We start from the raw sequence: 15,396 nt of genomic DNA, 5'->3' as shown, positions 1-15,396 counted from the left end.
GAAAGAGGAATCCCCGTGCGCATACGCCTGAAAACCAAATGGAATAAGCAGGAACGTGAAGTTTCGCTGGAAGATACCGTCAGTGTGCTGGCGTTTAATACCTGGAAGATCGGGATGCAAACCCTGCTGGAAATCGAAAACGAGAATTTTCAGACAGACACTCAAATGCAGCGCGTGATGATCATGGAAGAAATCATGGCGTTTATGATCCACGTCCTCGACCGCATCGCCCACGACGTGTTGAATGACGAAGACCGCAGCGCTTTAATCACCACCTTCGCCCTGAAAATCGCCGACCATGTACAAGACAACGCCCGCGACTTTGGTGGCCCCGGTGATTACCGCAACCCGTTCATCAACAAGCTAAACCAGCGCATGGAAGATTACGCTGACACCACATGGGGTAAAATCGCACAAGAACCCGGCTTCTCCATGAGCTTGGCTTTCGGCAACTTTATCGCCGAAGCCGTGGGGCCGCGTGACCGTAAGTGGGTGCTGGACTACATCCAGCGCACCCTGATGCCCGAACTGTTAACCACTTACAAAAAAGTGCTCGCCCGTTTGGGAATGCTGGAAAGCCACAAATAGTTACTTCCAGTCAACGAACTCGGCGACCTTATCCGCCACCTCATCCGCATACAAATCCATGAAGAAATGGTCGGCACCGTCGACCGTTTCTACTGTCAGATTATCCTGCTTGATACCTTCCAGTTTGGCGGGTAAATCAGCCACAACCTCATCCGCCGAACCCATCACAATCAGCATCGGCTTTTTGATTTTGGGTAACAGGCTCGGGGTATTTTTACGCTCGTCATCTTTGTAATAAGACACCACGCTATCTGCTGCTGCCTTGGCGTTTTCGCAATACACAAAACCGGGTAACGTCATTATCTCCGCGCCCTTGCCTTCGCCTGCCAACTTGGTGGCTTCGGTCATAAGGTCAGCCAGTGGCTTCTTGTAACGCTCTTCGTATTCCTTGGCAGAATCGGCAGCATCCCACGTCGCTGGGGCAACGGCTACGACCTTTTCCAGCAGGTCGGAATCTTTTTCAGACGCCGCCCACGACACCTGATTGCCACCACGCGAATGCCCGAGTAGCACCACTTTGCTAGCACCCTGTTCTTTCAGCCAGTTCATCCACGTGTCGAGTTCAGCCACCGCATCTTCGTGTTTGTGCTTGTGTTCAATGCTGCAATCCAGCATTTCAGAAGGGCGCTTGTCGATGGCATAGCTGAGGTTGACATTGAGGGTGTTGTAACCCTTTTCCTTGAGCAACTCGCTCAACGTTTGCATGATTTCCATCTTGTTGTGTGCAAGCGTGCCATGTTGCATCAGGATCACGCCATCTTTGGCGGTTTTGCCATCTGCCAGCGTCAATTCGCCGCGCAATTCAATATCACCCTGCTTCACACTGACTTCTTCGGCATGAAGACTGGAAAACGCCGCGAACAGTGAAAAAGCAACCACACCAGTAAAACGGGGCAGTAATGTCATATCATTCTCCTCAATTAAATTCCCATGGCGCGTTTGGCCATTTCGTATTTTAGGAAGCCCATGCGGTTGACGATAGTTAACCCTGAATTACGCAGGATTTTCCACGGCATCAAGGTATTACCGAACAACAGGCGGAAACCTTCCATCGCTTTCTGGGTAAGCACATTATCGCCGCGACGGGCGCGTTCGTAAGCCCGCAGCACTTTGAGGCTGCCAATGTCACCTTGTGCCTGACGGATTTGCTGAGCGAGTTCCACCGCATCCTTGATTCCCAGATTGACACCCTGCCCCGCCAGCGGGTGGATGGTATGCGCCGCATCGCCCACCAGCGCCAAGCGTTCCTGAATGTAGGGTTCGGCATGACGCCCGCGTAACGAAAAGGCGGCGCGTTCGCCCACGGCAATCACTTCACCCAAACGCTTATCCAGTGCTTGGGTAAGTTCGCGGCAGAATTCAGCGTCTGACAACAGCAACAGCGCGTCAGCGCGGTCGGCAGGCAATGTCCAAACAATCGAACAGGAACCATCGCCCAGCGGCAAAAACGCCAACGGGCCACTCGGCATAAAACGTTGCCAGGCGGTGAATTGATGGGGGTGTTGGGTTTGCACCACGCAAACCAGCCCTTTTTGCCCGTAATCATGGGTTTCCAGACTGATGCCTGCGAGTTGGCGTACTTTGGATTGCGCCCCGTCTGCGCCGACCAGTAACCCGGCGGTCAGGGTTTTGCCGCTTTGCAAGGTCACTGTGACTTGCGGTTCTTCCAGCGTAAACCCGGCGATTTTTTCAGGGCAGTAAAGGTCAATCGCATCGGAGGCACGGATAGCGTCCAGCAAGGCAAGCTGCACCACGCGGTTTTCGACGATATGCCCTAGGTCAGGCTCGCCAAGGTCGGCGGCATCAAAACAGATTTCCCCGTCACCGGTTGCATCCCACACCCGCATGGATTCGTAGGGGGAAGCACGCCGCGCCGCAACGCCTTCCCACACACCCGCTTCTGCCAGCGCCCGTTGTGAAGCGCGGCTGATCGCGGATACTCGCAAGTCATAGGGGTCAGTGGGGGCAAAGGCGGAAGGTTCATGCCCTTCCAACACCGCAACACGTTTGCCGGATTTGCCTAACAAGCAGGCCAACGTAGAACCTACCATACCGCCGCCCGCGATGATCACGTCGTATTGCGTTTGCATTCCTTACATCCCTTTTCAGATTAGCCTTACACTGCGGTAAAGACTACAACAAAGCGGACATCGGAAACACAAGCAAGGGCAAATTAGCGGTTATTACTCCAACCAAGGCGACAACAACAGCTTACCCGGCGTTGCGCCCAGTAAACCCCAGAAACCACCAAAATAGGCCAGCGGCACTGCCACGACTACCAGATACAACGCACTATCCGCATAGGATACTTGGTACAACAGCCATGTCTGTCCAAATGTCAGCAATAAAACCAAGGTAAGCAATAGGCTAATTAACAGCCAGTCGAAAGCCACCGCCAGTAAACGCATCCCCATATTAGAGGAGGGTATATTGCCAAGCCGAGATAAAAAATATCCTCTGGCAGGCGGAGAAATAGGGCTATTCATCTTCATGTATGACACTCCTTGTCACCTCGCAGTATTCTTACCACCAAGTATAGTGGCTCAACGTAAAATTGTTGACAAAAATGTCAATTAATTAAGCATTTTTATCAGGTCCAAAAGCAAGGTAACTGATAAGTCGTCGGTAACTTGAAGTGTTCCGGGTAATCGACATGCACAAAATAAAGACCGGATGCAGGCGCTGTCATCCCTGCCTGTGTTCTGTCCTTCAGTGCTAGCAATTCTCCCATCCATGTTAGCGGGCGCTCACCGGCGCCTACCTTCAGCAGCGATCCCACAATATTACGCACCATATGATGCAAAAAAGCATTGGCGCGTAAGTCGACGTAAATAAAATCACCTTCCCGGCTAACCGTAATCTCGCTCATCTCGCGCATTGCATGACGTGCCTGACACCCCGCCGCACGGAAGCTGGAAAAGTCCTGCTCCCCAAGCAACGCCTGTGCTGCTTCATGCATGGCTGCCACATCTAGCTCACCATGCTGCCAATACACTCGGTTATGCAACAGCGCCGGACGTGCCGGACGGTTGAGGATAACGTAGCGATAACGCCGCGCACGTGCAGAAAAACGCGCATGAAAATCATCAGTGACCGGCTGAATCCAGCGCATCGACACCCCATCCGGCAGGTGTGCATTCGTCCCGAACAGCCAGCCACGTAACGGGCGGGTAGCGCTGGTTTCAAAGTGAATGATTTGCCCAATTCCGTGGACACCAGAATCAGTACGCCCGGCACACACCACGCTCACCTCTTCATTGGCCACGCGAGAAAGCGCCTGCTCGACACTTCCCTGCACCGTTGGCCCATGGCTCAGGCGTTGCCAGCCGTAAAAAGGGCTTCCGTCGTATTCAATACACGCTGCAAACTTCATGACGCTAACCCCACGGACAGTAAAAACAAAAAAGGCCGGATGAACCGGCCTTTATAGCGTGAAAGCGGTGATTCCTCAACCTGTCTTGTGTAACAGAACTTCGGCTTCACGGCGCTGGTCGTCGTTACCTTCGACCATCACTTCTTCTAACGTACTACGAGCCCCTTCGATATCACCCATGTCGAGATAGGCGCGAGCGAGGTCAAGCTTGGTACTGATATGGGCTTCGTGTAAATCAATTTCCTCATCCGGGAAATCCAAGAACGACAATGCATCATCAATATCACCCAACCAATCCTTGTCTTCGTCACTAATCGGCGCGTAGAAAGTATCCTTTGGTAGGATGCGGTTGATCCCTGTTTGATTATCCAAATGCAGGTTCAGATTAGTCGCGCTACTGGCCGATGCTAGGACAGGCTGAGTAGCCGATGATTTTGCTGCTTCTGCATTATTCAGCGATGATGTTGATATCTCGTCATCCTGAAACAAATCGTCTAAATCATCCAAATCAAAGTTGAGTAGATGATCAATGTTTCCACTTTCCTCATGAGCGACGTCAGGAGCAACCTCAGGTTGCTTAGCCAGCGTTGGCTTTTCCTGAGCGAGTGTTACATTCTCGTCTTTTGTATCTAAAGCAAAATCCAGTTCTAAATCGTCATCTAGATCAAAATTAAATAGCTCTAGCTCATCATCCGTGGTCAATGCAACCGCCGGTTCAGGCTTCAATGCCACGTCATTCAAATCAGGTAGCGCAGGTGAATCAAACTCAAGCGCGGATGACACCCTCGCTTTCTCGACAACAGGCGATTCATTAAAACCAGCGTTATCGTCACTCTCTTGTAACAACTTATCAAGATCAATGTCATCGAAATCCAGCTCACCTAAGTCGAGATCCTTGAAGTCATCGACCGGATAATCTGTTGCTGGTGCTGTCGTGTTACTAGGTGCTGCTACGGATGCGTTATCTGTGTCAGCCTTATTAGAGGCGAACGCCACGCCAGCTGTCGCAGCAGCCACTCCACCCAATGCTGATGCAACGGTTGACGCCACAGAAGGCCGGGGCGTGCCGTTCCCCTGATACAACAGATTATCTGGGCTGATTTTACGCCCCCAATCCACGACAGACTTCCACAGAGTATCCTTTGCCTCACCACTCATTGCCGCAAATTGTTGGGCATGGTTATCAAAAGCTTCACGGTTATTGGAAACAAAATAGCATTCCAGTAACTTGTGGCGGTATTCCGGCTTGTCAGGGTGACGCTCAATACACTTTTTCAACTCACTTTCTGCTTGCTGGTACAAGCCGTAAGCGATGTAAACATTGGCTTCAGTCAGACAATCATCTTCAATACCTGCCGGGGGTTGCGCTTGACCAGCAAGAACAGGAGCTGCTGGTTCATCCTCCGGTCCCTCATCTTGCCCACCAAAACCACCAAGACCAAATGGATCTTCGGATGCGGTACTGTAAGTTCCTCCACTACGCTTCTCTGCTTTTGCCACCTCTTTTTCTAAGGAATTGACATCGAATTCCTGACCTGTAGCGGCAGGTGGTACATCGTCGACATCGAAATCATCATCTAACGTTGCCTCACGACGTAAGTTACTGGCCTCTGGCTTGCGGCGACGCCCCAGCAGCCACAATAACAATAATAATGCGAGTGAACCCGCGCCAATCTTCAAGGCGAGAGGAGAGGTCAACAACCCCAGTAAGTCACCATTGTCATCAGACTGACCAGCAAAAGGAGATGGCGCTTTAACGCTGTCCACAGGCACAGCCGCCGGTGCGATGGGTACAATCGCAGGCTTCAACGGCACTGCATTAGTGGCAGGTGGAGCTACTGGTGGTGCAGACGGGGCTGGCTGTTGCGCAGCAGGCGGCGCTACAACAGGCTGTTGTGCTGGTTGAGCAGGTGGTTCAGTTCTCAGAATCGTGTTGTTATCCTGACCGGCGACATTCGCCATGTGTGTCTGAATATCTTTACCCTGTTCAAGAGGCGCTCCAGAAACAGGCTGACTACCGGCTGGCTGATCTGTTGGTTGCGTATCTAGCTGACCTTCCGTGTTAGCTAGCGGCTTAACGTCAATACCATTTTTAGTCAATTGTTGTTGCAAGTTAGCAAGCTCAGCATCACGCATCTCTAACAAACGATTTTTCTTGCTCAACATCGACTCAAGATCAGTCACGCGTGATTTGAGTTCATTATTTTCATTTTGACGAGCAACCAATGACTCGCTGGCCAATGCAAGCTGCTTTTCGATTTCAGCAAGCTTAGCATTACCCGCTGCAACGGCTGCATTGCTAGCCGTGCTATCACCTGTTTTAGCCCCTAAGACTTCTAAACGTGCTTTGTCCTGCTTGTTATTCGCGGTGGAAGTATCTTGTGCCTCAGGCTTATTGGCAGCCGCAGTTTTAGTACCGGTACTTTGTTGCGGAATCGTTTTACCTGCCAGGGATTTTCTAAATTCACGCCATTCAGCATTTTGCTGGCGAATCTGGCGACGTGCTTCTGCCCGTGAAACAGCGTTCACTTGGTTGGCAGGTGGGCTATTCATCAACGCGCCACTACGGAGATTATTGATGTTCTGATCAATAAAGGCTTCTGGATTTGCTCTGAACAAAGCCATCATCATTTGATCATTGCTAACACCCTGACGTTGCAGACGTGACGCTACACGGAATAATGTATCCCCTGGTTTAACACGATACGTATTGTTACGAGCAGGTGAAGGCTGTGTCGCTGGCGCCGCAGGTCGTGCCGCTGCTGCTTGACGTGTTGGACGACGCACATTACCAGCAGCCTTAGGCTCTGCCCGAACCGCAGCTTCACCGGCGACCGTATTACCCGGCTGCATCAGCACCGGTGGATCCAACATCACCGTATATTCTTTAAGAAGCTGCCCTTGAGGCCAACTGACTTCCAATAGAAAATTAACGAAGGGCTCTTGAATAGGCGTATCAGACGACACCAGAATGACTGGCTTGCCACCCTGAACAGTCGGGGTGAAACGCAAATTACCGAGGAAATCGGGGCGAGCAACACCTACCCGGTTAAACACATCGGGTGGCGCCAAGCGTACCTGAATCTGGCTGGCATCTGCCGGGGCAGCAGACAGCAAATCAATTTTAGCTCGCAGCGGCTGGTTCAGATGAGAGTTGGATTCAATATCCCCAAGCCCCAAAGCGCTGGAAGCCGCTGGATACGCTCCGGCGATGAATATAGCTAAGCTCAAGGCTTGTTTATTCACTGCAATTCCCCTTCAATAAATTCTTTATCTGTGCAAGATTGTGGCATCTCTGACCCATCACCTACTACGCTTATTAGCCCTTATTATAGCGATGATGAATAGCGATTCTGGTTATTGTTTCTTAGGACTAAAACTATATATTAGTACATTATTCTAAGCAATGCTGCCCCAAGGAGGCTTTGGGCATCAATCCCAAAGCACATCATATCCATGTTCCCATTGTCAGCAATAGTGAATTAATTCTCGCTTAACCATGCCTACAGATAGTCGCGTACCAATATTTCAGCAATCTGGACGCTGTTTAACGCAGCACCTTTACGCACATTATCAGCAACCACCCATAAACTCAGGCCTGATGGGCAAGAAATATCTTCACGAATCCGGCTAACATAAACGCTGTCACTATTGACCGCCTCGGTCACAGGCGTCGGATAACCACCATCCACCTGCTCATCCAGCACTTCCACACCCGCTGCCTTACGTAAAAGCTGCGTGGCTTCTGCTGCTGTTAACTTCATCTCGGTTTCAATATTGATGGCTTCGGAATGACCAAAAAACACGGGAACACGTACTGCTGTTGGATTAATACCCAATGCAGGCAAGCCCATGATTTTACGGGTTTCCATCACTATCTTCATTTCTTCCCAAGTATAGCCATTTTCCTGGAAATTACCGATGTGAGGAAACAAATTGAACGCAATTTGCTTGGCATACAACTTCGGTTCCACCGGACGGGCATTCAATAGCTGTGCCGTTTGGTGTGCCAATTCATTGATACCTTCACGCCCCGTGCCGGAAACCGCCTGATAAGTGGCAACATTAATCCGCGTAATTGTCGCGGCATCATGCAGTGGCTTCAACGCCACCAACATCTGGCTAACCGCGCTGCCGGGGTTAGCAATAATGCTGCGTTGCTTATACCCTACAATGGCTTGTGGGTTCACTTCTGATACGACTAACGGCACATCTTTCTCAAAACGGAAGCACGCACTGTCGTCAATAACCACGCACCCTGCCGCCACTGCCAGCGGCACATATTGAGCTGCTACCGCCTCCGTGCTGGCAAAAAAAGCAATTTTTACGCTGGAGAAGTCGAAATGTTCGACGTGCTCAACATCCAATGTTTTATTGCCAAAATCGACGTACTGTTCACCGTCTGTTGCAAATTCCAGCGCATAAATTTTACCGATGGGGAATTTGCGTTTTGCCAGCAAGTCCAGAATGGCTTCACCCACCAGACTGCCTGCACCGACGACGGCTACGTTATAAGTGTTGGACATGATTTAACCTTGTAGGGCAGCAACAACCGCATCGCCCATTGCCACCGTGCCAATTTTGCGGCAACCCTCGGTGTAAATGTCGCCAGTGCGCACGCCAGATGCCAGAACCTTTTCCACTGCCGCTTCGACGCGCTCAGCCAGTTCTGGACGATTGAGGCTGTAACGCAGCAACATCGCTACGGACAGAATGGTCGCCAACGGGTTGGCAATGCCTTGGCCTGCAATGTCAGGCGCAGAACCGTGGATCGGCTCGTACAAGCCACACGCCGAAGAGTTCAAGGAAGCAGAAGGCAACATACCGATAGAACCGGTCAGCATGGCGGCGGCGTCAGACAACACATCGCCAAACAGGTTGCTGGTCACAATCACGTCGAATTGCTTGGGCGCACGCACCAATTGCATCGCGGCGTTATCAACGTACATGTGGCTGAGTTCGACTTCAGGGTATTCCTTACCGACTTTCTCGACGATTTCGCGCCACAGTTCGCACACTTCCAGCACGTTAGCCTTGTCGACGGAACACAGGCGCTTGTTGCGCTTCATCGCGGTTTCAAAGCCAACGCGGGCAATACGCTCGATTTCGGACTCGGTGTAAGTGGCTGAGTTGAAGCCTTGACGCTCACCGTTTTCCAGCACACGAATACCGCGTGGCTGACCGAAGTAAATACCGCCGGTCAATTCGCGCACGATCATAATGTCCAGCCCTGCAACCACTTCAGGCTTGAGGGTGGAAGCTGAGGCCAGTTCTTCGTACAGAATCGCCGGGCGTAAATTGGCGAACAGACCGAGATCAGCACGAATCGCCAACAAGCCACGTTCCGGGCGCAACGGACGGTCGAGCGTGTCGTACTGCGGGCCACCGACAGCGCCAAGCAGAATAGCATCAGCCTTTTGTGCCAGCGCACGGGTGGAATCCGGGTACGGCTGACCTTCCTTGTCGTAAGCAATGCCGCCGATATTCGCGTATTCCAGCGCTACCGACAGATTGCCTTCCGCCGTGAAAACATTGAGGACTTTAACCGCTTCTGCCACGATTTCCGGGCCAATACCGTCACCGGGCAATACCAAAATTTTGTGTGTCATGTGAATCTAACCCAAATAAACCAGAATCTTAAAATAACCAAGGCGCTGCTTGCTTGCGCTGCGTTTCATACGCTTTGATGTCAGCCGCGTGTTGCAACGTCAGGCCAATATCATCCAACCCGTTCAGCAGGCAATACTTGCGGAATTCGTCGATGCTGAACGCAAACGCTGCGCTACTCGGCGTAACCACTTGCTGCTTTTCCAGATCAACCGTCAACTGATAGCCTTCTGCCGCCTGTGCTTCCGTGAACAACTGATCAATCACCTCAGCAGGCAGCGTCAATGGCAGCAAGCCATTCTTGAAGCTGTTATTGAAGAAAATATCTGCATAGCTCGGCGCAATTACCGCACGAATGCCGTAATCCGTCAGCGCCCACACCGCGTGTTCCCGTGAGGAACCGCAACCAAAGTTTTCACGCGCCAACAGCACCGAAGCCCCGGCATAACGCGGGAAATTCAGCACGAAATCCGGGTTCGGGGTGCGCTTGCTGTGATCCATGCCCGGTTCGCCCGGCTCAAGGTAACGCCAGTCATCAAACAGCGTCGGGCCAAAGCCAGTACGCTGGATGGATTTCAGGTATTGCTTGGGAATAATCGCATCGGTATCCACGTTGGAACGATCCAGCGGAACCACCAAGCCGGTATGTACAGTAAATTTATCCATTAAAGCGCCCTCACATCGACAAAATGACCCGTCACCGCTGCCGCAGCCGCCATAGCCGGGCTAACCAGATGGGTGCGCCCACCCTGCCCTTGCCGCCCTTCAAAGTTGCGGTTAGAGGTAGAAGCACAACGCTCGCCTGGTTCGAGACGGTCAGCATTCATGGCAAGGCACATGGAACAACCCGGTGCACGCCATTCAAAACCCGCTTCGATAAAAATTTTGTCCAGCCCTTCGCTTTCCGCTTGTTGCTTGACCAAGCCGGAGCCGGGAACCACCATCGCCAGCTTCACATTGCTCGCGACCTTGCGGCCTTTGGCAACATCGGCTGCCGCACGTAAATCTTCGATGCGCGAGTTGGTGCAAGAGCCGATGAATACCTTGTCGATTTGCACGTCAGTAATCGGCGTATTGGCTTCCAGTCCCATGTATTTGAGCGCCGCGCTAATACCACTGGCTTTGACTGCATCGCTTTCATTGGCGGGGTCAGGCGTTTTACCATCCACCGGCAGTACCATCTCGGGGGAAGTACCCCAAGTGACTTGCGGCTGAATGCTGGCAGCATCGAGGCGTACTACCCGGTCGAATACCGCATCCGCATCGGAATGCAGATCTTGCCATGCGGCAACAGCCTTATCCCAATCGTGCGCTTTCGGGGCGTAAGGGCGGCCTTTGACGTAGTTAATGGTGGTGTCATCCACGGCTATCATGCCTGCGCGAGCACCGCCTTCGATAGCCATGTTGCAGACCGTCATCCGGCCTTCCATCGACAGGTCACGAATGGCTTCGCCGCCAAATTCGATGGCGTAACCTGTGCCGCCCGCCGTGCCGATCTCACCGATAATGGCAAGCACGATGTCTTTGGCAGTCACGCCTGCGCCGACTTTGCCATCCACGCTGACCAGCATGTTTTTCATCTTTTTCTGGATCAAGCACTGGGTCGCCATGACGTGCTCGACTTCGGATGTGCCGATGCCGTGTGCCAATGCGCCAAACGCGCCATGCGTCGATGTGTGTGAATCGCCACAAACCACGGTCATGCCGGGCAAGGTTGCGCCTTGCTCAGGGCCAATGACGTGCACGATGCCCTGACGGATGTCGCCGATATTGAATTCGGTAATGCCAAATGAGCGGCAGTTTTCGTCGAGGGTTTCGACTTGCAAACGCGCTACCGGGTCGGTAATGCCGTGCTCCAGGCCAATGGTTGGAACGTTGTGATCGGGAACTGCCACCATCGAAGACGTGCGCCACGGTTGGCGATTGGCGAGCCGTAGCCCTTCAAACGCTTGCGGGGAAGTCACTTCGTGAACCAGATGCCGGTCGATGTAGAGTAAGCCTGTGCCATCGGCTTCTTGCCGTACCACATGCGCATCCCAGACCTTATCGTAAAGTGTTTTACTTGCCACAAAAAACGCCTCTGAAATGATTGATGGCGAGGAGAATAACACTGCATCATGAATAAATAAAATTCATAATTTTCATATCCTGCATTCCAATGTAGAATGCAAATTTATGGACATCAATAACCTCAATGCTTTCCTCGAAGTCGCCCGTCGCCGCTCGTTTTCGCTGGCAGCGGAAGCCTTGTTCATCACCCAGCCCGCCATCAGCAAGCGCATTACCTCGCTGGAAAATGAACTGGGTACACTGCTGTTCAACCGCATCAACCGCAAAGTAACGCTGACGGAAGCGGGTCATGCACTGTTGCCTCGCGTACAGGTATTGCGTAATGAGCTGGAAGACATTCGCCGGATTGCCTCCAACCTATCTGGCGATATTCATGGCGTTTTGGTAATGGGCACAAGTCATCACATTGGTTTGCACCGTTTACCCCCCGTCTTGAGCCAATTCAATCGCGATCATCCCGAAGTGCAACTGGATTTGCGGTTTGTGGGTTCAGAACTGGCTTCCCAATCGGTGGAGCGCGGTGATCTGGAAATTGCCGTGGTGACATTACCCTACGAGCTGCCGGAACAGTTGCAGGCGCACAGTATCTGGATGGATCAATTACACATTGTGGTCAGCCGCGACCATCCACTCAGCCAACTGCCGATGGTTTCGCTGGAAACGTTGGTGCAACACCGCTGCGTCTTGCCGGGCAAAGATACCTATACCTACCGAATTATTAGTCAAGCGCTGGAGCCACTGGATCAGCAGCTCAAGATTTACCTGACCACCAATTATATGGAAACCTTGAAAATGCTGGTGAGTGCTGGATTTGGCTGGTCATTGCTACCGGATACCCTGCTGGATGATGGGCTGGTGGTGGTGAAAACGCCCTTGTACTTGCAACGCCAGCTTGGCGTTATTTCCCACCGCAAACGCACCCTCTCGAATGCTGCCAAAACCTTGCTGGCTATTCTTGATCAATTTGCAGACCCCTAAATTAAAAAAGGCTAGCACGAGGCTAGCCCTTAAATTATTTTTTTAAATCACTTAACGTTGATTCCAAGGTGTAGCCACTCCGGTTGGATGCGAACTAACATTAACGCCGGTCATAGCGGAAATCGGATCCCAAAGAATAGGATGAATGATAGCATTATCAATTGGCTCAAATAGTCCACCTAAGCCAGTAGCATTAATTAAAGTTTCAGCTGTATGGTGTACACCTTGAAAAATACCACCCAATACAGAACCAATAGGATTAGTAGCAAAACTACTACTACTTGTTTGATCACTGCTAGCTGCTTGGCTGCCGGAAGTTCCACTGCTTTGAGTGTTTCCCGCAGGCACAGCTTGGCTGTAACCACCTTGGCTGTAACCACCTTGGCTGTAACCACCTTGGCTGTAACCACCTTGGCTGTAACCACCTTGGCTGTAACCACCTTGATTCACGGAACCTTGACTGCAACCACCATTACTCACGGAACCTTGACTGCAACCACCTTGATTCCCGGAACCGTGACTGTAACCACCTTGATTCCCGGAACCGTGACTGTAACCACCTTGATTCACGGAACCGTGACTGTGACCACCATTGTTCCCGGAACCTTGACTGTAACCACCTTGATTCACGGAACCGTGACTGTAACCACCTTGATTCACGGAACCTTGACCGTAACCACCATTGTTCCCGGAACCTTGACTGTAACCACCTTGATTCACGGAACCTTGACCGTAACCACCATTGTTCACGGAACCTTGACCGTAACCACCTTGATTCCCGGAACCCTGAGTCGAACCACCATTAGAAGAACTTGAACTACCACCACCCAAAATTCCACCTAACAAGTTACTAATTAGGTTTGTTTTTGCTCCCAATAAGCCGCTTAACAGACCAGTACCTTGCTGAGCACTGAAAGCACTTCCTTGCTGACTTCCACCGCTTGAGCAGCTGGTGCAGCTAGAACTACTATTTTGGTTTACATTAGAAGAACCACCTAGCAAACCACTTAACAATCCGATTGTCATAATATTTTCTCCATAAATAGTTTAAACATGCCACTAAAACAGTGCAGTGAAAAAAACTGCACCAAAAATAGGATAAATAAACCACAAAAAATATGCTGCCAATCGTTGATGAACGGTATAAAAACATCGACAAGAAAACCAGCCATACGGCTGGTTTCTTTATTTACTCAACGTTAAATCTGCTCAATCTTCGCGACGGCGACGGAAGAATGCGGCTGTGGCCAGCAACATGCTCATGAGCATCATGCCCCACTGACTGAGAGTTGGAACGTGTATATTGGCAATCAGCCCAAAGCCGACCGTAGTATTGGTTGCACCACCATCTTCTGGCTCCTCACCCCACTTGAGGTCAATCGGCTGACTGGAAATGCTCCCATTTGGATTGAGAATACCATTGCTATCCGTTGCATTATTATTGTTCGGATCAGTCGCTGCGATAGTCGGTAAATAGCCAGCAGGTGGCACAACATTTACCACATATGCCCCTTCACGCAGATTACCGAAGAAGTACTTGCCATCCGCATCGGTGGTTTGTGGCAGCAACACGTTACCGAAGATGTCAGTCACCGGCTTGCCATCCTTATCCAACAACGTAACCGTTGCACCCGATACACCAGGCTCACCACCGTCTTGCTTACCGTTACCGTCTAAGTCAATCCACAGGCGGCTACCCAAATTAACAGGGCGGATTAGACCGCAGTCAACGGTGCTATTGCTATTTTCGTTATCACCATCCACTTTCACACCTGGTTCGCTACCCGGCAACAGCGTGACCGCTGGCGTTTGGTAACTACCAGCCACTACCTTACAGTTACTATCAGTATTGGATGGATCGGTATCAGGATCAGCGCCACCTTTGGTCAGGCTGTAAGCAGAACCTGTGCCCGGCTTGACGGTGACCCTGTAATTGCCCGGTTGCAGATTCTCGAACAGATAATTTCCATTAGCATCAGTGGTCACCGCAGCCACTAAATTACCGTTGATATCGGTCACAGGTGTTATGCCGTCTTCTTCCGTCAGACTGACAGTAATACCAGCAATACCCAGCTCAGCATTGTCTTGCTGACCATTAGCATTCTCATCCAACCAGATCTTGTTACCCAAGGCCACCGATCCGTAGAAGCCGCAGTCCACGGTCATATTGCCATTAGCATTATCACCATCTGTATCCGGCTCCATACCTGCTGTCAGTGTGAATGGGTGGGTTTCAATCGTACTGTTGAGCGGGTTAACACGACAGTTACTGTCTGTATCACTAGGATCATCATCCACATCAATACCCCCCAGCGTGGAGAAGAATCCTTCTGGTGGTTGAACCGTCATGATGTAATCACCTTCCGGCAGATTACTGAATACATAGAGGCCATCACTACCGGTGGTATGTGAAGCAACTGGCTTACCATCTAGATCTGTCACTGCACGACCTGTTGCATCCGTCAAGGCAACCACTGCGCCTGATAACAAGCTTTCACCTTCATCACGTTTGCCATTCGCGTTGCTATCGATCCAGATCTGATTACCAACAGAAACCGGTGTGCTACTAACAGGCTTACGCGCCACGAAGTCATTGCCGTCATCGGTTTCATTCGCTACCACGCTAACAGGAATGCTGTTGTCATTGGTATTGGTGTTCACGGTATCGTCTTCTGGTGAAGTGCTGTCCTGATCGCTCACCGAAACATAATCGGATGGGGCAGTTTCCCGCACCAAATAGTCACCGGGGGCTACGTCAGTGAAAAGGTAAACACCACTGG

13 protein-coding genes are annotated in these 15,396 nt (G+C 51.3%); 2 read left to right on the top strand and 11 right to left on the bottom strand.

The window, feature by feature from the left end; all coding sequences use genetic code 11:
• Window positions 1-15: 15 nt before the first annotated feature.
• The gene (locus Q394_RS0115290; protein WP_028490022.1) at window positions 16-588 is read left to right on the top strand and encodes a hypothetical protein; all 573 of its coding nucleotides are present in this window, start codon (window positions 16-18) and stop codon (window positions 586-588) included.
• On the opposite strand, the gene Q394_RS0115285 is transcribed toward Q394_RS0115290, so the two are convergent.
• From Q394_RS0115285 to leuC, 9 genes are all read right to left on the bottom strand, one after another.
• Window positions 589-1,494: an alpha/beta hydrolase gene (locus Q394_RS0115285; protein ID WP_051543494.1), complete on the bottom strand. Its 906-nt coding sequence runs from the start codon at window positions 1,492-1,494 to the stop codon at window positions 589-591.
• A gap of 14 nt (window positions 1,495-1,508) precedes the next feature.
• Window positions 1,509-2,678: a UbiH/UbiF/VisC/COQ6 family ubiquinone biosynthesis hydroxylase gene (locus Q394_RS0115280; protein WP_028490020.1), complete on the bottom strand. Its 1,170-nt coding sequence runs from the start codon at window positions 2,676-2,678 to the stop codon at window positions 1,509-1,511.
• A gap of 93 nt (window positions 2,679-2,771) precedes the next feature.
• Window positions 2,772-3,080: an RDD family protein gene (locus Q394_RS0115275; RefSeq protein WP_084260502.1), complete on the bottom strand. Its 309-nt coding sequence runs from the start codon at window positions 3,078-3,080 to the stop codon at window positions 2,772-2,774.
• 98 nt (window positions 3,081-3,178) lie between these two features.
• Window positions 3,179-3,961, bottom strand: a complete 783-nt coding sequence (gene truA / locus Q394_RS0115270; RefSeq protein WP_028490018.1) for a tRNA pseudouridine(38-40) synthase TruA — start codon at window positions 3,959-3,961, stop codon at window positions 3,179-3,181.
• Window positions 3,962-4,036: 75 nt separating this feature from the next.
• On the bottom strand, window positions 4,037-7,207 hold the full coding sequence (locus Q394_RS0115265; protein WP_028490017.1) for a motility hub landmark protein FimV: 3,171 nt from the start codon (window positions 7,205-7,207) through the stop codon (window positions 4,037-4,039).
• A 257-nt stretch (window positions 7,208-7,464) separates the two neighbouring features.
• A complete protein-coding gene (locus Q394_RS0115260) occupies window positions 7,465-8,487 on the bottom strand; it encodes an aspartate-semialdehyde dehydrogenase (protein ID WP_028490016.1) in 1,023 nt (340 codons plus the stop codon).
• A gap of 3 nt (window positions 8,488-8,490) precedes the next feature.
• Window positions 8,491-9,570: a 3-isopropylmalate dehydrogenase gene (gene leuB, locus Q394_RS0115255; RefSeq protein ID WP_038141754.1), complete on the bottom strand. Its 1,080-nt coding sequence runs from the start codon at window positions 9,568-9,570 to the stop codon at window positions 8,491-8,493.
• Between the two features lie 28 nt (window positions 9,571-9,598).
• On the bottom strand, window positions 9,599-10,234 hold the full coding sequence (gene leuD / locus Q394_RS0115250; RefSeq protein WP_028490014.1) for a 3-isopropylmalate dehydratase small subunit: 636 nt from the start codon (window positions 10,232-10,234) through the stop codon (window positions 9,599-9,601).
• Window positions 10,234-11,637 (bottom strand): 3-isopropylmalate dehydratase large subunit, encoded by a 1,404-nt coding sequence (gene leuC / locus Q394_RS0115245; RefSeq protein ID WP_028490013.1) that lies wholly within the window; start codon window positions 11,635-11,637, stop codon window positions 10,234-10,236. Before leuC ends, leuD begins: the two co-directional genes overlap by 1 nt.
• A 106-nt stretch (window positions 11,638-11,743) precedes the next feature.
• On the opposite strand from leuC, the gene Q394_RS0115240 reads away from it, so the two are divergent.
• On the top strand, window positions 11,744-12,616 hold the full coding sequence (locus Q394_RS0115240) for a LysR family transcriptional regulator (RefSeq protein WP_028490012.1): 873 nt from the start codon (window positions 11,744-11,746) through the stop codon (window positions 12,614-12,616).
• 51 nt (window positions 12,617-12,667) lie between these two features.
• Here Q394_RS0115240 and Q394_RS21660 read toward each other — a convergent pair whose 3' ends face one another.
• Both Q394_RS21660 and Q394_RS20710 read right to left on the bottom strand, forming a co-directional pair.
• Entirely contained in the window at window positions 12,668-13,642 is a 975-nt protein-coding gene (locus tag Q394_RS21660; RefSeq protein WP_028490011.1) for a hypothetical protein, read from the bottom strand.
• A gap of 183 nt (window positions 13,643-13,825) precedes the next feature.
• Window positions 13,826-15,396: IPTL-CTERM sorting domain-containing protein (locus Q394_RS20710; protein WP_038141752.1), on the bottom strand; the 1,571-nt coding region annotated here is incomplete at its 5' end.

It is taken from the genome of Thiothrix lacustris DSM 21227, assembly GCF_000621325.1.
Taxonomy (GTDB): domain Bacteria; phylum Pseudomonadota; class Gammaproteobacteria; order Thiotrichales; family Thiotrichaceae; genus Thiothrix; species Thiothrix lacustris.
The sequence above is the reverse complement of the archived record's forward strand: the minus strand, read 5'-3'. Positions and strand labels throughout refer to the sequence as shown.

Bases quoted from the DNA above. Each gene is read 5' to 3' on its own strand.
- Q394_RS21660 (WP_028490011.1), bottom strand. From the start codon at position 13,642: ATGACAATCGGATTGTTAAGTGGTTTGCTAGGTGGTTCTTCTAATGTA.
- Q394_RS0115240 (WP_028490012.1), top strand. From the start codon at position 11,744: ATGGACATCAATAACCTCAATGCTTTCCTCGAAGTCGCCCGTCGCCGC.
- truA (WP_028490018.1), bottom strand. From the start codon at position 3,961: ATGAAGTTTGCAGCGTGTATTGAATACGACGGAAGCCCTTTTTACGGC.
- leuD (WP_028490014.1), bottom strand. From the start codon at position 10,234: ATGGATAAATTTACTGTACATACCGGCTTGGTGGTTCCGCTGGATCGT.
- leuB (WP_038141754.1), bottom strand. From the start codon at position 9,570: ATGACACACAAAATTTTGGTATTGCCCGGTGACGGTATTGGCCCGGAA.
- Q394_RS0115280 (WP_028490020.1), bottom strand. From the start codon at position 2,678: ATGCAAACGCAATACGACGTGATCATCGCGGGCGGCGGTATGGTAGGT.
- Q394_RS0115285 (WP_051543494.1), bottom strand. From the start codon at position 1,494: ATGACATTACTGCCCCGTTTTACTGGTGTGGTTGCTTTTTCACTGTTC.
- Q394_RS0115260 (WP_028490016.1), bottom strand. From the start codon at position 8,487: ATGTCCAACACTTATAACGTAGCCGTCGTCGGTGCAGGCAGTCTGGTG.
- Q394_RS0115275 (WP_084260502.1), bottom strand. From the start codon at position 3,080: ATGAAGATGAATAGCCCTATTTCTCCGCCTGCCAGAGGATATTTTTTA.